The 21,885-nt window shown below is 53.2% G+C and carries 22 protein-coding genes; 4 read left to right on the top strand and 18 right to left on the bottom strand.

What is annotated here, in order from left to right; all coding sequences use genetic code 11:
* Window positions 1–21: 21 nt before the first annotated feature.
* The 6 genes from AACY82_RS13405 to fucP all read right to left on the bottom strand — a co-directional run bounded on the left by AACY82_RS13405 (window position 22) and on the right by fucP (window position 5,888).
* Window positions 22–1,242 carry a UxaA family hydrolase gene (locus tag AACY82_RS13405; protein ID WP_339617345.1) on the bottom strand — a complete coding sequence of 407 codons (1,221 nt, stop codon included), beginning with the start codon at window positions 1,240–1,242 and terminating at the stop codon, window positions 22–24.
* Complete coding sequence (locus AACY82_RS13400; RefSeq protein WP_339617344.1) at window positions 1,235–1,573, bottom strand: UxaA family hydrolase; 339 nt, start codon at window positions 1,571–1,573, stop codon at window positions 1,235–1,237. Before AACY82_RS13400 ends, AACY82_RS13405 begins: the two co-directional genes overlap by 8 nt.
* Before the next feature lie 41 nt (window positions 1,574–1,614).
* Complete coding sequence (locus tag AACY82_RS13395) at window positions 1,615–2,652, bottom strand: aldo/keto reductase (RefSeq protein WP_339617343.1); 1,038 nt, start codon at window positions 2,650–2,652, stop codon at window positions 1,615–1,617.
* Window positions 2,653–2,788: 136 nt separating this feature from the next.
* A complete protein-coding gene (locus tag AACY82_RS13390) occupies window positions 2,789–3,577 on the bottom strand; it encodes an IclR family transcriptional regulator (RefSeq protein ID WP_339617342.1) in 789 nt (262 codons plus the stop codon).
* 180 nt (window positions 3,578–3,757) lie between these two features.
* Window positions 3,758–4,588, bottom strand: coding sequence for an amidohydrolase family protein (locus AACY82_RS13385; protein ID WP_339617341.1), 831 nt, complete (start codon window positions 4,586–4,588; stop codon window positions 3,758–3,760).
* A gap of 4 nt (window positions 4,589–4,592) precedes the next feature.
* Window positions 4,593–5,888: an L-fucose:H+ symporter permease gene (fucP, locus tag AACY82_RS13380; protein WP_339617340.1), complete on the bottom strand. Its 1,296-nt coding sequence runs from the start codon at window positions 5,886–5,888 to the stop codon at window positions 4,593–4,595.
* 193 nt (window positions 5,889–6,081) lie between these two features.
* On the opposite strand from fucP, the gene AACY82_RS13375 reads away from it, so the two are divergent.
* On the top strand, window positions 6,082–7,242 hold the full coding sequence (locus tag AACY82_RS13375) for an L-lactate dehydrogenase (RefSeq protein WP_339617339.1): 1,161 nt from the start codon (window positions 6,082–6,084) through the stop codon (window positions 7,240–7,242).
* Here AACY82_RS13375 and AACY82_RS13370 read toward each other — a convergent pair.
* Together AACY82_RS13370 and AACY82_RS13365 are read right to left on the bottom strand one after the other, a co-directional pair.
* Window positions 7,229–9,058 (bottom strand): hypothetical protein, encoded by a 1,830-nt coding sequence (locus tag AACY82_RS13370; protein ID WP_339617338.1) that lies wholly within the window; start codon window positions 9,056–9,058, stop codon window positions 7,229–7,231. The genes AACY82_RS13375 and AACY82_RS13370 overlap by 14 nt on opposite strands.
* An 85-nt stretch (window positions 9,059–9,143) precedes the next feature.
* Window positions 9,144–10,514: an MATE family efflux transporter gene (locus tag AACY82_RS13365; protein WP_339617337.1), complete on the bottom strand. Its 1,371-nt coding sequence runs from the start codon at window positions 10,512–10,514 to the stop codon at window positions 9,144–9,146.
* A 204-nt stretch (window positions 10,515–10,718) separates the two neighbouring features.
* On the opposite strand from AACY82_RS13365, the gene AACY82_RS13360 reads away from it, so the two are divergent.
* Window positions 10,719–13,730 carry a DUF748 domain-containing protein gene (locus AACY82_RS13360; RefSeq protein ID WP_339617336.1) on the top strand — a complete coding sequence of 1,004 codons (3,012 nt, stop codon included), beginning with the start codon at window positions 10,719–10,721 and terminating at the stop codon, window positions 13,728–13,730.
* A gap of 9 nt (window positions 13,731–13,739) precedes the next feature.
* Here AACY82_RS13360 and lpxC read toward each other — a convergent pair whose 3' ends face one another.
* The gene (lpxC, locus tag AACY82_RS13355) at window positions 13,740–14,666 is read right to left on the bottom strand and encodes a UDP-3-O-acyl-N-acetylglucosamine deacetylase (RefSeq protein WP_339617335.1); all 927 of its coding nucleotides are present in this window, start codon (window positions 14,664–14,666) and stop codon (window positions 13,740–13,742) included.
* Between the two features lie 144 nt (window positions 14,667–14,810).
* Between lpxC and AACY82_RS13350 the strand changes: the two genes are divergently transcribed.
* Window positions 14,811–15,821 (top strand): AraC family transcriptional regulator, encoded by a 1,011-nt coding sequence (locus AACY82_RS13350; protein WP_339617334.1) that lies wholly within the window; start codon window positions 14,811–14,813, stop codon window positions 15,819–15,821.
* Here AACY82_RS13350 and AACY82_RS13345 read toward each other — a convergent pair.
* The 4 genes from AACY82_RS13345 to AACY82_RS13330 all read right to left on the bottom strand — a co-directional run bounded on the left by AACY82_RS13345 (window position 15,791) and on the right by AACY82_RS13330 (window position 17,839).
* Window positions 15,791–16,303, bottom strand: a complete 513-nt coding sequence (locus AACY82_RS13345) for an N-acetyltransferase (RefSeq protein WP_339617333.1) — start codon at window positions 16,301–16,303, stop codon at window positions 15,791–15,793. The genes AACY82_RS13350 and AACY82_RS13345 overlap by 31 nt on opposite strands.
* Window positions 16,304–16,548: 245 nt before the next feature.
* Entirely contained in the window at window positions 16,549–17,076 is a 528-nt protein-coding gene (locus tag AACY82_RS13340; protein WP_339617332.1) for a lipocalin family protein, read from the bottom strand.
* Window positions 17,077–17,170: 94 nt separating this feature from the next.
* Window positions 17,171–17,395 carry a VF530 family protein gene (locus AACY82_RS13335; protein ID WP_339617331.1) on the bottom strand — a complete coding sequence of 75 codons (225 nt, stop codon included), beginning with the start codon at window positions 17,393–17,395 and terminating at the stop codon, window positions 17,171–17,173.
* 18 nt (window positions 17,396–17,413) lie between these two features.
* Window positions 17,414–17,839 (bottom strand): DUF3010 family protein, encoded by a 426-nt coding sequence (locus tag AACY82_RS13330; protein ID WP_339617330.1) that lies wholly within the window; start codon window positions 17,837–17,839, stop codon window positions 17,414–17,416.
* Window positions 17,840–18,059: 220 nt separating this feature from the next.
* Between AACY82_RS13330 and AACY82_RS13325 the strand changes: the two genes are divergently transcribed.
* Window positions 18,060–18,269: a DUF3622 domain-containing protein gene (locus AACY82_RS13325; protein ID WP_339617329.1), complete on the top strand. Its 210-nt coding sequence runs from the start codon at window positions 18,060–18,062 to the stop codon at window positions 18,267–18,269.
* Between the two features lie 78 nt (window positions 18,270–18,347).
* Here AACY82_RS13325 and AACY82_RS13320 read toward each other — a convergent pair whose 3' ends face one another.
* The 5 genes from AACY82_RS13320 to AACY82_RS13300 all read right to left on the bottom strand — a co-directional run bounded on the left by AACY82_RS13320 (window position 18,348) and on the right by AACY82_RS13300 (window position 21,794).
* The gene (locus tag AACY82_RS13320; protein ID WP_339617328.1) at window positions 18,348–19,037 is read right to left on the bottom strand and encodes a carboxylesterase; all 690 of its coding nucleotides are present in this window, start codon (window positions 19,035–19,037) and stop codon (window positions 18,348–18,350) included.
* A 155-nt stretch (window positions 19,038–19,192) separates the two neighbouring features.
* A complete protein-coding gene (locus AACY82_RS13315; RefSeq protein WP_339617327.1) occupies window positions 19,193–20,077 on the bottom strand; it encodes a diguanylate cyclase in 885 nt (294 codons plus the stop codon).
* Between the two features lie 215 nt (window positions 20,078–20,292).
* Window positions 20,293–20,697: a nuclear transport factor 2 family protein gene (locus AACY82_RS13310; protein ID WP_339617326.1), complete on the bottom strand. Its 405-nt coding sequence runs from the start codon at window positions 20,695–20,697 to the stop codon at window positions 20,293–20,295.
* 525 nt (window positions 20,698–21,222) lie between these two features.
* A complete protein-coding gene (locus AACY82_RS13305) occupies window positions 21,223–21,516 on the bottom strand; it encodes a HigA family addiction module antitoxin (protein ID WP_339617325.1) in 294 nt (97 codons plus the stop codon).
* A complete protein-coding gene (locus tag AACY82_RS13300; RefSeq protein WP_339617324.1) occupies window positions 21,516–21,794 on the bottom strand; it encodes a type II toxin-antitoxin system RelE/ParE family toxin in 279 nt (92 codons plus the stop codon). The genes AACY82_RS13305 and AACY82_RS13300 overlap by 1 nt, the downstream gene beginning before the upstream one ends.
* Window positions 21,795–21,885: the final 91 nt, after the last annotated feature.

The following is a 21,885-nucleotide window of genomic DNA, read 5'->3' as shown; positions in this document are numbered from 1 at the left end:
TTGCGGTGAGAAAGTTGGCCCTTAACTGACGTGCCGTACGGGCAAGCAGCCGGGGCCAATAGGCTCAAACGATTTGTAGGTAAGGATAAATTCTTGGTGGCCAAGCGCCTCCGATACGCTGCGCTCACCGCCGGCGACCGCCAGCACGGCGCGGTAAATGTCATCGCCCACTTCATCCAGACTGGCCTCGCCGGTAAGAATACGACCGGCGTTAATGTCCATGTCATCGGCCAAGCGCTGGTAAGTTTCGGGGTTGGCGCAAATTTTTAGCACCGGTGAAATGGCCGAACCCACGACCGAACCACGGCCGGTGGTAAACAGTGTCAAATGACAACCGCAGGCGATCATTTCAACAATCTCGGCGTTGTCGGCGATATTGGGAAAACCAAAACGCGGCTCGCCATCGGGCACCACATCCAACAAATATAAACCGCCGCTGGGCGGTACATCGCCGGGCTTTATTAAACCGCTAATGGGCGACGAGCCCGATTTGGAATAGGCACCCATGGATTTTTCTTCAAGGGTGGTTAGCCCGCCATCGGCGTTACCGGGAGCAAAACTGCCAAAACCCATAGTGCGATAGTAGCGCTCGGCTTTTGCCACACATGCTTGAATCAAACCGCCAAGTTCAGGGTTAACGGCGCGCTCGGCCATAATATTTTCACAGCCAATTAGCTCGCCGGTTTCTTCAAATACGCAGGCGACGTCTCGCTCTACTAACTTATCAAAACACCGCCCCACGGCCGGGTTAGCGGTGATACCGCTGGTGCCGTCGCTACCGCCGCAAATCGTGCCGACAACCAATTCACTCAGCGCCATTGGTACCGGCTGCTGTGCGGCCAGCTGCCGGCGCATACCGTCAACCAACGCAATGCCGTTAGCAATACTCGCCCGGGTACCGCCGCGCTCTTGAATCACCAGCAGCTCCACCGGCCGACCACTGGCGGCCACGGCCGCGCGCAGCGCATCGCGATCCATGCTTTCGCACCCCAGCGAGACCAGTAACACAGCACCAACGTTGGGGTGGGTACACACAGCGCGCATCATAGCGCCAGCGTATTCGTTGGGATAACAACCGGGAAACCCGATAAGGTGCACATCTAAATCGTCAAAGTGGCTGCTAATTCGGCGGCTGACGTGGTGTGCGCACTCGACTAAATAAGCGACTACCACCACGTTGCGAATACCTTTGCGGCCATCGCTGCGCATAAAACCGTGCAGGGCGGGTTGGGATTCACTCACCGTTTGGGCTCCTGTTTGAGCTGTTGCCAGAACCGCTCTGGCGCGTATGGCTGGCCAGATAATCGCTTTGCAAGTTGTGCATATGCACCCACTCACCCGCTTTTACCGAACGCGATAACGAGCCTATCGGGGCACCGTAACGCCGTATTTTCTCGCCTGCGGGCATATCAAGCCGCGCAATTTTGTGACCGACCGCTATGGGCTCGACTATCTGATAGCGCACCCCTTCGGCGTCAACCTCGGTGCCAGCGCGCAGGCTTTGCACACTGACCAAGACGTTATCCGCCGGGTGCAATAGCAGCAGCTGTAGCTGGCCGGAGGCGTTACTCATAAATAGCGATTACCCATAAATTTTGTGACTCACAATAAGCATTAGCACCCGGTGGCGGGCAGCGGCACATCCGGGTCAAGTAAACCCCGCTCGCGCAAGCGCTGCCAAAAGGCCGCCGGAATAGCGTGAGCTAACCAACGCTTAGCGCTTGCCACCTCGGCGGCACTGGCAAGGCCGGCAATCACCGACACCACTTGCGGATGGGCCGCCGGAAACTGCAGCGCCGCCGCACTTAAGGGCACTGCAAATTCGGCGCATACCGCCTCGATGGCCCGCACCCGCGCGACAACACTTTCGGGCGCGGGCTCGTAGTTGTAATAGTGCGGCCCCTCGCCCATCACACCGCGGGCTAAAATGCCCGAATTAAAGGGGCCACCCACAACGACCGATACGCCGGCCGCCGCGCATTTATCTAATAACGGCGCCGCACTTTGCTCCAGCAAGGTGTAGCGCCCTGCGAGTAACAACACATCTAGCGTTAACTCGTTAAGCGCCCGCTCGCAAACAGCGGTTTCGTTGACGCCTAGGCCAATGGCGCCAATCCGGCCCGCCGCTTTTAACGTTTGCAAAGCGCGATAGCCACCCTCGACAAACTGCTGCCAGTAAAAATCATCGTCAGGGCCGTGGGTTAGTGCCCCTAAATCATGGGCGTAGACGATATCAATTCGCTCGCGCCGCAAACGCTCGCAAGAGCTGGCAAAAGAGGCCATCACTGCCTCATAGGTGTAATCAAATACCGGCTTTAAATCGGGTGTGTCGGCAAAGCCCTGGCGAACCTCGGCACGCTCGGCGGCGCTAATTGGCACCAGTAAGCGCCCTACCTTGCTGGACACCACGGCATCTGCACGTAAAGCTGGCCCCAAACGGCTCTCGCTTAAACCAAAGCCGTAATGTGGCGCGGTATCAAAATAGCTAAAGCCCGCCTGTTGCGCCGCCGCCAGAGCGCCTTGCACTTGCGTATCCGCCACCGCGCGGTACAAATTGCCCAGCGGTGCGGCGCCAAAACCAAATGGCGGCAAATACACATCGCTGCCAATTAGCCGAGTAGGCCTGTCAGATAAGCTCGCAGTCACAGCCATCCTTTTTTATAATTAAAAATTGAATCATAAATAAAAACACTTTGATGAGCAAGACGAACCGGTTACTCCACCATAAAAAAACGGGCAAATACCACAAGGTATTTGCCCGTTTTTGGTACCCGTCAGAGCGGTGCTACTAACTGTATTCCGACATTTGACGAGAGATTTTTTCGGCCGCCGCGCGCAAATGCTCCAGCGCTTGCTCTAACGTACAAACCTGCGGCTTCGTTTTAACGTAAGGCACAGTAATAGCAGCCAATGCCCCCCGCGAGCCCAGTACCGGGGCCGATAAATCGGTCACCCCCGCTACAAAATCGCTGGCATCGCTAACGTAACCGCGCTCTACGGTCTCATCGGCCTGTCGCACAAAAGCCTCGATACTGGCCGCGTCAAACCCCTCTAGTTTATCGAGCATTAAAGCGCGGGTCTCGGGTGACTGAAAGCCAAACAGGGGGCGCCCTGACGTCGCCTGAATTAGCGGCCGGCGATAACCTACCCGCACTGAAAAGCCTAAATCGCCTGGGCTTTCGATACGACCAATCACCACCACTTGATCGCCCGAAACCACCGCTACATGACAAGACTGACCGATTTGACGGGTCAGCTCGCTCATGACCGGCAGGGCCACTTCCAATAGGGTTTTGCTGGGTGCGCGGGCAATGCCTAAGGTAAATAGCTTATTGCTCAGGGTATAACCGTCGCGGCCATCGTCAGAGGCGACAATATAACCGCGATACTCCAGCGCCAACACCATGCGAAACAGCTCGCTCACCGAGCGACCTAGCTGAGTGGCCATTTGCGAGGTGGTTAGCGGATTACCGCTGGCGGCCAGCAGCTCTAGAATATCCAGGCCTTTTTCAAGCGCGGGCGCTTTGTATTTACGGTTGTCAGCGTCACCGGCCACATCTTGTGCTTTGTCAGTCATTTTGTGTGCTCAACTAGTCTCTTGTTGGTAGATTAACCTGTCTGGGTCTGGGGCGGCGACTGCTAGCGATAATCACATGCGTCGCTCTATAGTGCGCTTTTATTCAGCCTCACTGCGGTCTAGTTCAGTGGGGCTGCGCCTCAATATCGCCGAATTATCCGGCAAATACCAGTGCAGTGGTTATTGTATCCGGTATAGCCGCTTGGCGTTGCCTGCCAGCACCGCCGCCTCAGCCTCCGGGGCGTTAGCGTTTAACCATTGCCGGCAAAACGTCAGCCAACTGGGGTAATCGCTTTGCAAATTTAGCACCGGCCAATCGCTGCCCCACAGCAGCCGGTCGGGGCCAAATAGCCGCCACAGCGCCTCGATGTAACGACCGGTTTGTGTCAGCTCGGCTGACGTGGCCGCCTCGGTAATCAAGCCCGACAACTTGCAGCTAACATTGGCTTGCGCCGCCAGCGCGGCCAGCGGCTCGTACCAGTCGCCCCATTGGCCCTCAGCAATATTAGGCTTGGCGCCGTGATCGATAATAATATTTAGCTCGGGGTAACGCGCTGCCAGCTGGCGAATGGCCCCCAGATGGCGCGAGCTAATCAGGGCATCTAAACTCAGGCGCGCGGTAATCATTGCCTCCAGCCCCGGCGCTTGCGCCGGCTGGATGATCCAATCCGGCTCGGCAATGCACTGCAACATGGGCCGCAAACCGCGCAGTTTGCGGTGTAGGGCAAGCTGCGCGATACAACGGGGCGACTCGGGCGCGGCTAAATCGGCCCAGCCGACGACGGCGCCAACGCCAGCGTTAACCTCTGCCTGTTGTAGTAAATACTCGGTGTCGGCCGCACACGGCTGCGACTGCACCAATACCGAGCCGCTCACCCCCACGGGGCCACTAACAGCGTTAAAATCGGCCGCGCTAAAGTCGCGGTAAATAGGCGTTAAATCTGGCGTAGGCCACTGGCATTCGAGCCGGGCCAACTGCCACAGGTGCTGGTGGGCATCGATAATCTCCACCGCGTTAAGCCTCTTGCTGTGGCCAGCTTTGTCGCTCGCTGGTGCGGGCGAATAAGGCGATCACCACAAAGCAAATCAATGGCACCAACACCGCCGTGTGAATGCTGCTAATGTCAGACACCAGCCCCATCACGGCGGTAAGAATCGCCCCGCCAATAATGGCCATAATCAGCAGCGATGAGCCAGCTTTGGCCTCGGCACCCAAGCCTTTAATACCCAAGGCAAAAATGGTGGGAAACATCAGCGACATAAAAAAGCTCGTGGCCGCCAAGGCGATTAACCCGGCTTGATTTGCGCTAAACATCGCCAGCGCACACAGGCCAATATTGACCACAGCGTAAATCAGCATCAGCCGCGCGGGCTTGATATAGCCCATCAGCCAAGTCGAGACAAAGCGGCCCACCATAAACGCCACCAGGGAAAAACTCAGGTAAGTCGCCAGAGCTTTCTCCCCCGTGTCGGGCATCGCCTCTTGGCCATAGCGGATCATAAAACTCCAAATGCACACCTGCGCCCCGACGTAAAAAAACTGCGCCGTCACCGCCGCGCGGTAGTAGGGCCGCTTAAGCAGCGCGCAAAAGTCTCGCTTGCGCAATACCGGCTCGGTATCGTCGCAATCTTTGGCCGTCGCCGGAAACTTCACCCAAGCCACCAACAACGCCCAGGCAATCACCACGGCGGCAATGACCAAATAGGGGCCCTGCACCGCTTGCACCTCAGTGGTATAAAACGCGGTTTGCTGCGCGGCCGATAGCGCCGCGAGCTCATCGGGGCTGTGCTCGATACCCGACAAAATAAACTCGCGGCCAACCAATACGCCCGAAATGGTGCCAAGAGAGTTAAACGATTGGGCAAAATTAAGGCGGCGCTCGGCGGTATTTGGGTCGCCCATCGCGACAATTAAAGGGTTGGCCGAGGTTTCTAAAAACGCCAAACCACTGGCGATAATAAACAGCGCCGCCAAAAAAAACAGATACTCGTGCGCTTGTGCCGCCGGGTAAAACAGCAATGCCCCAGCGCCGTATAACAGTAACCCAACAATCACCGCCGCCTTGTAACCAAAGCGCTTCATGGCGAGCGCAGCGGGAATCGCAAACACAAAATAACCAAAGTAAAACGCCGACTGCACCAAGCCCGACTGCAAGTCGCTTAACACAAACGCTTTTTTAAATTGGGTGATCAGAATATCGTTAAGGTTATTTGCCACGCCCCACATAAAGAACAGGCTGACGATCAGAAACAACGGTAACCACAGCGCTAAGCCACCTACACGATGTGCCCGATTATTGTTATAAGGCATTGCTTCTCCTGGATACGAACCGGCCCTTAAGCCACCACGCTGGCAATTGTTATGGTGCTTTGTATACCACGACAGGCTTTACATGTAAAATATAATTTATATTTAAAATATATCGCTCGTAGGGTGTTACACTTATTGGCTGCAACTAACACCCCATAATAATACCTTGTTAACCACTTTACAGGCACCGCCCATGATACCGGCCAGCGTCAGTGATTACCGCCTACTTGCCAAAAAGCGCCTACCCCATTTTTTATTTGAATACATCGACGGCGGTGCCTTTAGTGAAACTACCCTGACGCGCAACAACCGCGACTTTCAGCAACTGGCATTGCGCCAGCGGGTACTGCGCGATGTAAGCTGCGTTAGCACCGCGAGCACCCTATTGGGCCAGCCAGTCAGTTTGCCCCTAGCGCTGGGGCCAGTGGGCATTGCCGGCTTTAACGCGCGCCGGGGCGAGGTGCAAGCCGCCCGTGCGGCCGAGCAAGCCGGTGTACCTTTTTGCCTGTCGACCGTATCGGCCTGCTCCATCGAGGAAGTTAGCGCCGGCACCCAAGCGGGTTTTTGGTTTCAACTCTACATGATGCGCGATCGCGGCTTTTTGCAAGCCACCCTCGAGCGCGCCTGGGCCGCTGGCTGTCGCACCCTAGTGTTTACCGTCGACATGCCCGTGCCCGCCACCCGTTACCGCGATATTCGCTCGGGGTTATCGGGCGGCAGCGCCTGGCAACGACAGCTGGCCCGCGTGTGTCAGGTATTGGCGCGCCCGCGCTGGGCAATGGATGTCGGCCTCATGGGGCAACCACTCTCTCTGGGTAATGTCGCCTCGGTGTTGGGCGACAAAGCCGGCATCGACGAGTTTTGGCGCTGGCTGGGCGAGAACTTCGACGCCAGCGTCACCTGGAAAAGCTTAGAAACCATTCGCCAGCACTGGCAGGGCAAGCTGGTAATCAAAGGTATTCTCGATCCGGAGGATGCCCGCGAGGCGGCCCAGCTCGGTGCCGACGGCATTGTCGTGAGTAATCACGGCGGGCGCCAGCTAGACGGTGCACTCTCGAGTATCGTCGCCCTGCCGCGGATCGTCGATGCAGTTGCCGGCGAGCTAGAAGTTTTATTGGACTCCGGTGTGCGCTCGGGGTTGGATATCGTCCGCGCCTTAGCCCTGGGGGCCAACGGCGTGATTATCGGCCGCCCTTGGGTTTACGGCCTAGCCGCCCGGGGCGGTGCTGGCGTGCGCGATATTATCGCCATTTACGAGCGCGAGGTTCGCGTAGCCATGGCGCTGACCGGCTGCAGCAGTATTGCCGAGTTAAGCCGCGAGATACTAACCACCGATACTCTTACCCTTGACTGAGCAACAACAAAAGCCACACCAAACTCAACACGCCAATAGCTGGCCCACTGGCAGCCAATAATGCGGCAAGCCCAGCGCGACGGCGTTTAAACGCCAGTGCCGACCAATACACCAGTGGCACTAGAACCATATAGATATACCTAAAATCGGTATTGCACGACAGCGGGACTTTAATGCGATACGCGAGCAGTAATAACAGCGGAAACACAATCGCCAGCAGCCACGGCAACGCCCGGTACACACAGCGCAGCCGCTGGCCGTTATTCAATACCGCATTGCTTACCGCGGTAAAATAAAACTGGCCAACCAACATCAGCAATAACAACACACCGCTTACTATGCCCCACCACTGCAATGGATTACCCGAGTAAAAAAACTCTGACGATAAGCTCGAGCGAAACACAAAGTTCCAAAAGTATTGCCGTCCGTAATGATCATCCCAAGTGCTGATAAACGGCTGCTGTAAAAAGGTCGCCAGATCAAACACCAAATAATTGGCGGGCTCGTTGCCCACTTTAAGGCCACTGTGAATCGTCGTACTGACATTAGAGAGCAACCAGTCGGACGACTCGCCCTTAAGGTAATACCAAATGTTATCGCCCAAATTTAGCGCCACCGCTACGGTAAAAAATAACGCCAAAATACCCAGCGATGCCACACTGCGCCGCCGAAGGTAGAGCCGCGCCAATGGATTGCGCCCTGAATGCAGCGTGCGCGCCCACCACAAACAACCCAATACCGCCCACAGGGCCAGCGCGTTCGATTTAGCTAACAACGCAGCTGCCGCCCAAAAAGCCGCCCACACCAACAGCTTAGTGGCGCCGGTGCGCCACCAGCGCAAGGTAAAATAAAACCCCAGCGCGTAAAACGCGTACAGCGGCACATCGTTACCAATACGAATACTGTGCACAATCCCCGACGGCCAAAAACACACGGTAAAACTGGCCAACCACAACGCCCAGCGATGCGCGCGAAAAGCCACACGCAACACCGCCAGTGACGCCCATAAAAACACCACCCACAACCATAGGGCCAACCACTGCGCCCAGCGGTCATCCGCAATCTCGGTATCGACTAGAGCACTTTTCGCCAGGGCGGCAATCGCGTAGTACAGCGGCGGCTGGTGGTACTCCCACCCCTCGGAGGCCAGCGGCAAACGGTGATGATCAACAAGGTAGTGAATATAATCGCGATGGCCGCCGCCCTCGTAGACATCAAAGGTGCGAGTGTAAGAGTCGGTCACACTCAAATATGCCACCGATGCGGCCAAACTCCCCACTAGCAATAACCCTTGCGCCCGCGACACAGGCATATGCCGCGCCAGCGCCCAGAGCAACAAGGCAAACGCCAGCAGCGCGAGCGCTATTTGCGTGGCCGTCACCGGCGCCCCCGCGCGCAAGTCAAAGCCGGCGGGATTGCTTTGGTTACGCAACGTAAAACGCACATAGTTAAGGCTATTGGGGGTTAGCTGGGGCAGCGCGATCACCACGCCTTTGTTGTAGTCGCGCAGCGCCTGCCGGTTAAAACCACTCAGCGAAACCGGAGCGCCATTAACGCTTAGGGCCAGCAGTTCATCGTCGGGGATAACGCGTAGGGATAACCTAGTATGGTTGCCTGGATTAATATCGGCGCTTACCTGATACTCGCCAATCAAATTTTGTTTTAAGGGCAACTCGGCGATGTCTGAGGTGCGGCCCTGTTGCTCTAGCTGCAGGTTGTGTACCACCAAGCGAGAGCTATTGTTGGCAAACAACAAAAGTCCAAGGCTTGCCAAGAGCAAGCAGCAGGTAAGTGTGTAGCGAGTGAGCGTTGCCATTAAAAACAGTCCGTGTCATCAATTTTGCTGGGCACACTTTAGCAGGTCGGGCACAACACAATGTTACAAACTGTAAAAACAACCGTTAAGAGTGGGTGAGGTTTTTGACCCAAATACCCCGCCCCACTCGCCAGCGGATGGGCAGCCACTTTAAAGCATCTTCGATATAGGTAAGCGCGTACAGCACCACAAACGAGTAATCCGTCCAGAACACCGCCGCCAAGTATATAGGCACGCCAAACACCCACATCACAATCACATCTACCACCAAGCAATAGTGGGTGTCACCGCCGGCGCGCAAAATACCTAAAATGCGCAGCATATTTAAGACTTTGACCCACACACCCAAACAAAACACCGCAAGGGTCTGCTCAAGCAGCGCCGTGGTTTGCGCATCGACATGAGCAAACACAGCCAACACCCAGGGCTTGGCCAACCACAAACCGCCGGCAAAACTAAACACCAGCACCAGTGTTAAGCGATTAAAAAACCGATAGAGCTGCCAAGCGCCCGGCATATCACCGCGACCTAAGGTTTGCCCCACCAGTACCGCTGCGGCATTGGCCAAACCGACAAACAGCGCAAAAAAACTACTCTCGATGGGAACCATAACCCCCATTACCGCCAATGCATCAGTGCCGGCAAACCCCGAGACTACATGATAGGCGGCGTTACCCACCGCCCAGATCACGTGATTAATAAGCAGCGGCAAGGCAAACCATAAAAAGCGTTTAAGAGGCGCCCACGCCAGCGCCCGGATAAAATCCATAGCGCGCAGCGCAAAATCGTGTTTTACCCCATAAAGCCATGCCAGGGTGGCGCCAAGTTGCACCAGCCGCGATAGCAACGTGCCCCAGGCCGCGCCGGCAACCCCAAGGGCAGGAAACCCAAAGTGGCCAAAAATAAGCACATAATTAAGGCCGATATTCAGCGCCACCGCCAGCGCGCCCATAATCAAAGGCACCGTGGTATTACCCAGCGCCCGCAAGGCCGCCTCATAAACGGTAATCCACTGAGTCAGTAGCAATACCGGTGCGCTAATCAGCAAAAAAGTCACCGCCAGTTGTACCACGGCGACATCGGGGTTAATCAGCGGTAGCCAAACACCACCCAAAGCAAACGCCAAGGTAAACGGCAGCATAAACACCGTGCCAACCACCAGCGCCATCGCCAAGGTGCGCTGGCCTTGCACGCGATTACCAGCGCCGCAGTACTGCGCCACTAAAATGGCGCAGGCAGTGGCAACCCCCATCATGGTAACCAGCATCAAAAAGTGCAGCTTGGCGGCCAAGCCCACTGCCGCGACCGCCTCGGCGCCTAGCCCGCCGACCATTATGACGTCGGCCATACCTAAAAAAGACTGCAGCAGCATTTGCACCGCCACCGGCAGTGCCAGCAGTAACACGCGGCGCCAAAGCGAGCCGGTCACCGCAGTGGTTGCGCCTGAATTACTCATAGGGCTGCTTCATAAAAGGGTGGGTTTAACAATCGCAAGCGGCAAACTATAGTACAGTGGGGCCTTTAGAGCATACTACCGGCGGAGTTTACTCCGTAAAGAATTGTTCCCGACGCGATAGGGGCGGTCGACTAACCGGCCAACCACGCTACACTTATTATTCCGGCCGCTATGGCGGCCACCGCTGTTACTGAGGTTTTTGCCATGGATGCCATACAACGTCGGCGCTGGCTGCGCTTAAGCACTAAGACTTTGCTTATTGTCTTGGTCGTGTTGTATTTTCTGTATGTGTTGCTCGGGTATTTTTACCTGCCCGGCAAGCTTAAGTCACTGGCTGAAACCCAAGGCACGCAGATGCTCGGGCGCAGCGTAAGCGCCGAGTCGTTCTCGTATAACCCCTTTACCTTTGAGCTAAAAAGTGTGGGTTTTGCCATTGCCGACGAGCCCGAGCACCCGCTGCTAAGTTGGCAGCAATTGCGCATTAATGCGGGCTTTTGGGCAACCCTGTGGAACCGCCATTTAGTTATCGAGGAAGTCGAACTTACCAAACCCGATAGTTATATTCACCAAAATGAAAAGGGCTTTAATTTTGACCCTATTATCGCGCGATTAAACGAGCGAGCCAAAAGCGAGCCTGCTCCCACAACCGACGACTCATCAAGTTTTGCGTTTACCATCGCCCTAATCACCATCGATAAGGGTGACGCGCGTTACCGCGACAGCAGCGGTGATGTAAACGCCGACCTCAATATCGCCAATCTATCGCTTACGTTTAACGATTTGTACATAGCCACAGGCGACGAACTGTTAAACCCCTTTAAAGTCAGTGCCGCGCTTGCCAATGGCGGGCAATTATCCCTGACCGGCGAGTATCGACTACAGCCACTGTTATTTGACATCGACTTGCAAGCCGAGCGTTTAAACCTAACGGCATTTGCCGATTTTTTACGCAATAAAATTAACGCTGATTTAACCAATGGCGCACTGGCTGCCAGCGCGCAAATACATATTGCCCACAACAGCGCAAACGATGGCACCACCATCAACCTCAAGCAAGGCTCGCTAACGCTGACCGATCTCGCCCTTGACGACGACGTACAAGATCCTCCTATGCTGCGCGCCGAGAAACTCGGCGCCAGCGGCATTGAGCTCGATTTACTGGCCCGCAGCCTAAGCATCGAGGCACTAGAGTATCGCGGCATGCTATTAAACCAGTGGCAGACTAAAGACGGTCAGTTTCGTTATGAATCGCTTTTAGTAAAAACCGGTACCGATAGCAACCAAAAAGCCAACGCGCCAGATGAGTCCACACCGAAAGATCAATGGTCCATTGTCGTTAACGATTTTGTGTTGGCAGACAGCACCATGAACTTTAGCGACCAACACGTAACTCCGGCGGTCAGCTGGCAACTCAGTGATATCGACATTCACGCGACGCCGCTGCATCTAACCGAAGCACACACGGCAGACCTTACCGCCAGCGCCGTAATCAACCAAAACACCAATCTATCAATGACGGGTGAGCTGATACCCGTACCATTAAAACTAGACCTGGGCATCAAGCACGGCCCGCTGCAATTAAGCGTTTTTAACCCCTACCTCGACCCCCACTTACAAGCGGCGATTACCCAAGGCACACTTGCCAGCGACAGCACACTTAAATTGACGTTAAAGCCCGAGCTAAACATCGACCTGCAAACCAATGCCCAGATGCAAGCGTTCACCTTAATAAACAGCGCCACAGAGGGCGAATTACTCAGCATCGATAACGTCGACGTCAGTCGCGTCCAACTCAATGTGCCCAGCCTTAACACCCAGATAGACGCTATCAACATACAAAAACCCGAGGTAACGCTGATAAGAGACACGCCCGCCAACTGGGACTTGCTCGCCAAAAGTTCAGAAGACACAAACGCTGCGGCGAACAACGCCAGCCAACAAGCACCTAAAACGCCGGAAACCGAAGCGACTGAATCTGCCGCTAACACACAGAAGCATTCACCCACATTTTCGCTGAACAAATTTACCCTCGAACAGGGCAAAGTTAACTTTACCGACCGCCTCCAAAACCCAGATTTTGTCTCGTCCATTAATGAGTTGTCGGTCGAGCTTTCTGAGTTAAGCACGGCCGCCACAAACCCATCGAGCATTGCCGTGAGCGCCTTATTTAACCAACACGCCCCGTTCCAGTTAAATGGCCAACTAGGGCTTAACCCCGAGCACCTAGGTGTTGATGTTAAAGGCAGCTTAAAAAACCTAGAGCTGGCGCCTATGTCGAGCTACACCGGAACTTACATTGGCTACCAAGTCGATGACGGTAAACTGAGTTACAACTTCAATTATAAAATCGACGGCAACAAGCTAAACGGTGAGAATAATATTCTGGCAAAGTCCTTTAATCTGGGCTCGTCGGTCGACAGCGATAAAGCCATTAACGCACCCATAAAATTAGGGCTGGCGCTACTGCGCGACTTGCAAGGCAATATCGATTTAGATTTAGACATCAGTGGCGACACCACCGACCCTAGCTTTAATGTTCCAGGGCTTATTGCTAAAGCCTTTGTCAATATATTGGTAAAAGCCGCCGCCTCGCCATTTACGTTGCTGGGTTCTTTGGTCGATAGCGATGACGATCTAGGAGCGATAACCTTCGCGGCCGGCTCGGGCCAGTTAAATAGCGACAACCAAGATAAGCTGCAACAGCTCATCAAAGCACTAAACAAAAAGACCAACCTTAATCTGGTTATACGCGGTAACGCCGGTAAACTAGAAGAGCGTCCGGCCATTCAAAGGCGACACTTGGCCGCACTGCTAAACGACCCCGAGGCCGATACAAATATCGCCACCTTAGCCGCTATGGATTATGACCTTGAGGCTCTTTTAGACAACGACACAATGTTACAGGCCATAGAGGATTACTATCGGCAACAAACCGACAATCAGTTCACTGATCAGCTTGATGCCATAATGCAAGAGCAATCGATCACTAAAGAGCGCGCTCGGGTATTACTTGCCGAGAAGTTATTTAAAGAAATGGCGGCAAATATTAAGATCTCCAGTGACGATATGGAGAGGCTTGCCAATGTTCGCGCGCAGGCCATCACCACCTACTTAACCGATCGGGGCTTAGCCTCGGGCCGCATCAATAGCGAGCCGGCTTACAGCGCGGCACTAACCGGCGCCACGGTAGAGCTAACCGTGGCACCCAATCAGTAGCGCGAGTCATCACGCGCTATTGCGGTAGTTGATAGTAGCCCAATAAGTCTCGGCAAATTCGCGGTCGGTAAAGGTAAAATTATTCGTATCACTCAGCAGCTTGGCCACCAACCGAGCGTTGAGCCCGTGGCCAATTTTTTTACCTTTAAAGTGTCCAATAATCTGCGCACCGGCCAGCGCCAAATCGCCGTATAAGTCCAATACTTTATGGCGCACAAATTCATCTTTGTAGTGCAATCCCTCTGGATTAATAACCTTGTCATCGTCAACCAGTATCGCGTTTGTCAAAGATGCGCCCTGCGCTAACCCCTCGGCCATTATCTTCTCTACATCGCGCTGAACGGCAAAGGTTCGGGCATCGCGTAAGCTCGCAATAAAAGTTGCCTCATCTAACGCAATACCCTTCAAACGTTGCCGGCCAATCGCCGCCGACGGAAAATCAATTTCGACATCTGCCGTGGCCTCGGGCGAGGGTAACAACCGGACGAGTTTATCACCCTCTTTCACCTCGACAGGTTTGCGCACCACAATCACCCGGCGCCTTGCTGACTGCACCCGGCGACCAGAACTTAAAATTAGATCTGAAAAAGTGCGCGCGCTTCCCTCCAGTATCGGCACCTCTGGCGCGTTTAATACGAGCCGGGCATTATCGATTCCGTGAGCCTTTAACGCTGCCAACACATGTTCAACGGTGCTCACGCTGGCGCCAAAGCGATTCCCTAATGTCGTGCTTAACTGGGTGTCCCGCACGTTAAACCAAATCGCCCGAATTGCATTTTCACCCATCGGTAAATCCCGGCGCACAAACGTCAGTCCGGTGTTTGGCTCGGCGGGTAAAACTCTCATCACCACCGCTAAACCTGTATGCAAACCTCGCCCAAAACAAACAAATGGCTCATTTAGGGTGTGCTGAAAATAATTAATATCGTGGCTCATAATGTTCTCTCCTTGCTGGTCAATCCAGATTAAGAGTTTTAGGCCATGATTTTTTTGCCACACCCGCCAATCGTTTAGCTTTGGGCGCCACTTCCGGCGCAGGGGCTACTGCCGTACAATTATCCAATAGCCAAGGAGCCTTTCATGCGCTACTCCACACTGACCAGCTGGGCCCAACTATTGTGGGAGACCCTACAGGACGAAGGCATCGAGCCGCGCTCTGTGTTTGCCCAAGCGGGGCTCAACCCGGCGCTACTCGGAGATGGCAACGCCCGTTACCCCACCGATCAAATGCACCAGTTGTGGCGCCTATCCGAGCAAGCGAACGGCAATGATTTACTGGGCTTACAAGCGGGGCAGCTCTGGCACAGCACGACGTTTAATGCCCTGGGCTTTGCTTGGCTTGCCAGTGATACACTGCACGATGCCCTGGGGCGCCTGGTGCGTTACGCGCGCTTAATAAGCAACGGCTTGCAGGTGACTATCGAACAGCGCCAAAACCTTTACTTGCTTAGCTTTGATGCCGATTTAACGCCGCAGCGATCGGCCAACCTTGCAGCGGTAGCGGCCGTCGTCACCATGTGTCGCGCCTTATTGGGGCCTAGCTTTAGCCCGGTTGCTATTCACCTAAAACACCGCTATCACGACCCAGCTAATGCGATCGGCCAGTTTTTCGGCTGCCCAATACAACCCGGTGCACTGCACTCGACCATCGCACTTGACGCGCAACAGGCCCATATCCGCCTTCCCGGTGCCAATGCGCAACTTGCACTATTAAACGAACAAGTCGCGCTGGAAAACCTCAACCGTCTGGTGCTCGACAACTTACCCGCGCGCGTCGCTGAACGGATGCTAAAACACTTGCCTAGCGGAAATATTAGTGCCGCGATAATTGCCCAAGATCTGGCAATGAGCAGCCGCAGCCTGCAACGCAAGTTACAGGCCAAAGGCACTACCTTTAATGATTTATTAGAGCGCGTTAGACAACAGCTGGCGCGGGATTATTTACCGCAATCGCAGCTGGCGTTAAGTGAAATAAGCTATTTATTAGGGTACGCCGACCAGGCCAATTTTAATCGCGCCTTTAAACGCTGGTTTAACACCACGCCGCGGCAGTACCGCCATCAGGCATTAGCAAGGGCAAACGCTGGATGATACTGAACCTCACCCGCAGGTAGAGTTTTTGTGAACGGCAGCGCCTGAAAGTATTCCCCGGTAACTCCGGGAAAGCTCAACTGAGGCAACGACTGAAACCCAAACCGCCCGTAAAAATTCGGCTCGCCCAATACCACACACCCCTCGGCATCCTGGTGCTGCAAATTCTCTAACGCACCCTCAATAAGCCGCGAGCCGACGCCGCGCCCCTGATACACCGGGGCGACTGCCACTGGACCCAGACCATACCAGTATTGGCCACCGCCACTAAAGGTAACGGGTGAAACGGCAATATAACCCACAATATTGCCCTGAATTTCGGCCACAAGAGATACCGTTAAGGCTCCAGCGTCGCGCAGTGCCATCACAATTTCGGCCTCGGTTTGATCCGAGTAAGCAATATCGCAAAATGCGGCTTCCAGCAGCGAATAAATGGCGCCTATATCATCAGGAACCTCTTGTCGTATACTGAACTTCGTCATTCTTACACCATTCATTGTTATTAGATTGTCGGTGATACCAGCAAAAAACCACTCTTACTAATACAGCATAGCAAATCAGTACACATCTCGCTTAGGCATCAAGGCCCGCCAAGAAACGCTGCCGGCAAAAAACCTCAGGTACCATCTAAAATACACATCATAACGACGCGGTACAGCCGGCCGAAAAACCAAAAACCCCCGGCCACTTGGCCGGGGGTTTTTATCTCGCTAACACTCACGTGGGGTTATTTATTTGGCGCCTGATCGACATAAATCAAATCATCTGTCGCAAAACCTAGCGCTTTAGCGCGGCGCTCAAATAGCTGAATAATATCTTCCGATACCGTGGGTTGGCGCGATAGCAACCATAAATAACCGGTATCTGGGCCAGAGACAAACGCGTATTGGTAATCATCGTCTAGCTCAAACACAATATAAGAGCCGTAAAACGGGCCAAAAAACGAAACTTTTAAAAACGCTGTGTTTTGGTCGGCAACAAACTTCGCCTTACCTTCCGCTTCGTCCCACTCGCCTTTTTCCGCCTCAAACCCCCGATTGATCACTTTAACGCTGCCATCGTCATTAAGACTGTAGCTTGCTGTTACCTGCGTTAGGCCCTCTTCAAAACTGTGGTCCAATCGGGCAATCTCGTACCACTGGCCAAGGTATTGCTCGACATTAAAATCGGTCACCGGCTCTACTCTATCGGGCTTTCCCACACACCCTATTAACGCAACCATTAGTACCAGCAACCCTATTGACGTCATTTTCATTTTCGTACTCCTGCATCCCAATAGATCACGTTAAACAATACGAATAAACTCATCAGCTGGATTACCCGCAGCCGTCCATTACCGACAAAAGGGTTCAGGCCTCAGAAAAGGTCGATACGTACAAAGCCTCTACTTTCTCTCTGGCCCAAAGCGTCTTACGTAAAAACTTTAGCGATGACTTAATAGACGGGTCACTTTTAAAACAGTTGATATTAATTCTCTCGGCCAGTCCGCTCCAGCCGTAACGCTCAACCAGTTGCGTTAACACCGCCTCTAGAGTAATGCCATGCAAAGGGTTATTGGGTTGCTCTTTATTCATAGTCGATACTCGCTTTATTCATGCCGACATATGAGAGGCATAAGCCACGGTAAAGGCCGCCTCTTGAAAAGATTTTAGTCCGGTCTCTGAAAATAGAATCGGTAGCGGGTTGTCCGATATCGCCTGTTTGATCGCCGCCGGCGAAAGCGTGTCAACCTCAATATCGGTCATAAGTTGGATGGCCGCTTCTAACTTAAAGCTCACCGCCCCTCCGGCAAACTTGCCTTTCGTCATACGCTCGCGAATAACGACTTTGTCCACTTGGTAATCTTCCATCAATTTAGCAAAAGTCGCTTGAAACTTTTGTAAGTCGTCACGAGTGTGCTCTTTAGGCAGGCTTAACTTTCGCACACGACAGTCTGGTAACATAAACTGTTGTTGCTCCAAACTAAGTAGACAGACCACGGCATCGTTTGCCGTTAGCTCAACACCACAAATCTTCATCACTATACCACTCTAGTATCTGTTAATAGTCCCATACGACGGGGCTCGTATGCATAGACGCCACCCGCCGCTCATAAGCAGTAGCGGCCAACCATACCGCATAATAGCCGTATTATAAGCAAACCGCTCAGCCCGTAAAAAGCGGTTGCCTGTTCGCAGCAAGCGTGCATAATGCAGGCACTTAATACCGCAGACAGCACCGCTAGGTGCAGGAGCACATATGGCCACAGGCAAAAAATTTGATTACCAAATCACCGAGGTTGACGGCACATGGCGCGCAGAACTGACTCGTCGCGCCAGCGCCCGCAAAACCGTTATCTCTAAGACTCAAGAGGGTTTCAACACAGAAGCCGAAGCAGTTACCTGGGCCGAGACCGAGCTAAAAGCGCTATTGGCCAATGTCCGCGCTCGCCAAGAAGCCAAAAAATAGCAATATAGCCCCTTTTTATTGCAGCCCGACGCAAACGCAAAATGTCCACACGGATGTGGCAAAGCACAGTCGGGGCAGCTAACCCAGCACAGGCAAACAACGATTAATAAACGCACTGATATCGCTAATTTGTTCGCCACATACCTCGTGCGCCATCGGGTATCGGTGAGAATCAAACTGATACCCCTGCGCCTGCAAAACAGACTCCGCCCGCACGGCCAACTCAGGCAACACCACCTCATCTTGTAAACCGTGCTGGATCGATATGGCAAGGCTCTTATTTGCGGCCGAAAAAGTACAGGTATCACTTGTAGCAAAATAGGTCGAGAGTGCCATTAAGCCCGCCAGTGGCCGCGTACAGTTAAGCGCCACATCATAGGCAACCGCCCCACCTTGAGAAAACCCCGCCATTAAAATCCGCTCACTGGTAATGCCTGCGGCGACTTGCTGCTCGATCAATTCATTTATCGCAACACTGGCCTGCGCTAAATGCTGTGCGTTAAATTTTCGATCAACATCCAAACTCTGCAGGTCGTACCATGCAGGCATTTGGTAGCCGCCATTCACGGTTACCGCCAGTTGTGGCGCTTGGGGAAACACGAAGCGAATACGTGCCCCGGCCGATAAGCTCAGCTGTGGCAGCAGGTTGGCAAAATCATTACAACTGGCTCCCAAACCGTGCAGCCAAATCACACACGCATCGCTTGGGCCGGCGTTCGGGTTCTCAAGCGTTAAGCACTCTAATGCGGCGAAGGGATTAGCAGACATATCAGGCTCTCTCGGGTAAATAGTGGTATTGCGGCATCACCGCCAACCGGGGTACGGGGCATATTAATGCAGGCGCAGGTCAGAAGCAAAACGGGGATTTAGGGTGATTAAGCCACTCTCACGCCAACGCAGAGTCGCCGTAAGCATGGTATTCGCTATACCGTGGCGGGCAAGAATACCGACACCCGATTACCGCCCGCCTTTTTTGCGCGGTACATGGCTTGATCGGCACTATGGATTAACTGCTGCTCATCGTTGCCATGTGCGGGGTAATGGGCCACCCCAATACTCGGGGCAAGCTGCAAAAAAAGGCTATCCACCTCAAACGGCTTACCGAGTTCAGCGCGAATTTTTTCGGCAATCATCTCAGCATGCTCGCACTCTGAAATCCCGTTAAGCAGCACCAAAAACTCATCGCCACCTAAGCGACCCACAGTATCCGACTCCCGCACACAACCGCTCAATCGCTGGGCGATTTTCTGCAGCAGCGTATCGCCGACCGCATGGCCATAACTGTCATTCACTTGCTTAAAGCCATCCATATCGATAAACAACAAAGACAGACACACTTGCTCACGCCGCGCGTGCGCTAACCCGGACAACAACCTATCTTGCAATAGGACCCGGTTGGGTAAATTGGTAAGCTGATCGTGCCCCGCCATATGCGTCAACCGATCTTCCATCAGCTTGCGCTCGGTAATGTCATGGGCCACGGCGATTCTCGCCTGATACTTCTCAGACCACCGCGCCGTCCACAGTACATGTACCACTCGGCCGTCTTTACGCACCCAGCGGTTCTCAAAGTGAGGGCTCGACTCCCCCTCTAGCAGGGCCTCGACTGTCCCGAGTGTCCGAGGACGATCATCTGGAAGCACCAAATCAATCATGGACTTGCCGACAACTTCATCGGGGGCGTAGCCAAAAATCTGCTCAAACGCCGCACTGACAAACACAAAGTTTCCATCCCGGTCGACCACGCAAACCGCATTTAGCATCAAATCCATTACATCGGCTAGGTCAACCAGCAAGTCGGTTTTCATTCAGCAGCCCCTCTAGCCCTTCAATATTGATAAATTGGCCGTGTACGGCTCGGACACACTCGCGCCTATAAACTACCAATATACGCCATCTAAGCAGTCCGGTACCACCGCTAACCTCATACTAGCTACTAAATAGCCTGCCTCAGAGTGAGAGGGCTACCACTATTATGGCAGCACGGGGCTGAGCACCGCCAATACAAAAAAGGCCCAGGACGTTACCACAGGGCATTGCTATAACGCGGGTTATTGAAAGAACCAGATATTCTGAATTTTATTATCCCTAACTTCATATACTGCGGTCGCAAAAAATTCTTTGCATCAACAGCGTCGGACACGAGCTCTTTATAAATAACAAAATTACCTTGAATAATTTCTTCAGCTACTTCTGCGTGAAGATCCGGATGCGCCTCAAAGTATCCAGCATAAGCCTTCTCTACAGCTTTGATCCCAGATATTTGAAGCTCATCACCTTTGCCATAGGTCTTTACGTTCGCAGCAAAAGTATTGACGAAAGCCTTAATATCGCCTTTGCTGTAAGCGGCAACCTGTCTACCAACAACCTCTTTCAGAGAGATCGCCAACGGCGTCAAACCCTCACCTTCATCTGCAAAGCAAGACAAGAAAAAATCATTAGCATCAGTGATGTCATAATAAATTTTACTCGGATTAACACTTTATGTCTGAGATAACCGGAGGTTTTAAACAGAAATAATTTTTTAGAGGATTACTCCGATATCGCTGCCTCGTACTCGACTACCTCGCTATTTATTGCTCGATAAAGAAGCCAGATACTACCAAGCGCGAATAGATTGATATTAAGCTGCCACAGGTGCTTCGCTTGAAATAGCAAAGCCTTAAATACGCTACCAACGAAATCTCGTGTTCAAGCTAAACGCGCTAAGACTAACGAACACGATAAAATTGAATTCACTACTAAATAGGTAAACTGCAACAGGGCCCAAAAATACTGGAAGTTGAAAACACCAAAACGTAAACAAACCTCGACTGGGCAGTAACCTACTCTGTAATAGCCAACACACCTCTGGTTCTACGTTGGTACGTTTTTTTGATTATCCTAACGCCCGCCATAAACGGCCGAGTGAAAAGAGGTCCGGCGCCCGGAGGGAGCGTATTTAATGGCTTGGTTATGCGGCGTCGAGTTCAATTTTTTGCACCTTGTCGAGCTTAACGCTTTTGCCTGCTACCCAGAGATCATACATGTCTTGCATCGCCAGCCAGCTTTCAGGCGTCCGGCCCAATGCCTTGGAAAGACGAAGCGCCATCTCCGGGCTAATACCGCTCTGCTGCTTAAGCAGACGGTTTAACGTAGACGGCGATACATCCAGCCGTCCTGCCAAATAACGGCAACTAAGGCCAAAAGGCTCCATATAGGTAGCCAGAATGAACTCGCCAGGATGAGGGGGGTTATACATTTTCATCAGTGGTAATCCTCATAATTGAGTACATAGGCATTACCGTCGGAGAATTCAAACGTCAGCCTCCAGTTCCCATTAACGGTAATTGCCCAGACACCCTTTCTATCACCTTTAAGAGGGTGAAGTTTGTAGCCAGGAATATCTAAGTCATTGCTTTCCTTGGCGGTATCCAGTGCTGCTAGTTGCATTCTAAGACGCTTCTCATGCTTGGCCTGGATGCCCCGAGCGCTACCTGTCTCGTAAAAGCGCCTTAATCCTTTGTGTTTGAATGACTTGATCATGGAGTTATTGTAGCGCGTTGCGCAACAGTGTCAAGCCACATAACGCCCGCAGCACGCGTGGCTTTGTAGTGAAGGCGAAGCCGCAACGAAA

Origin of the sequence: uncultured Gilvimarinus sp., assembly GCF_963972205.1 — a bacterium.
Taxonomy (GTDB): domain Bacteria; phylum Pseudomonadota; class Gammaproteobacteria; order Pseudomonadales; family Cellvibrionaceae; genus Gilvimarinus; species Gilvimarinus japonicus.
This window is presented reverse-complemented; position numbering and strand designations above follow the sequence as displayed.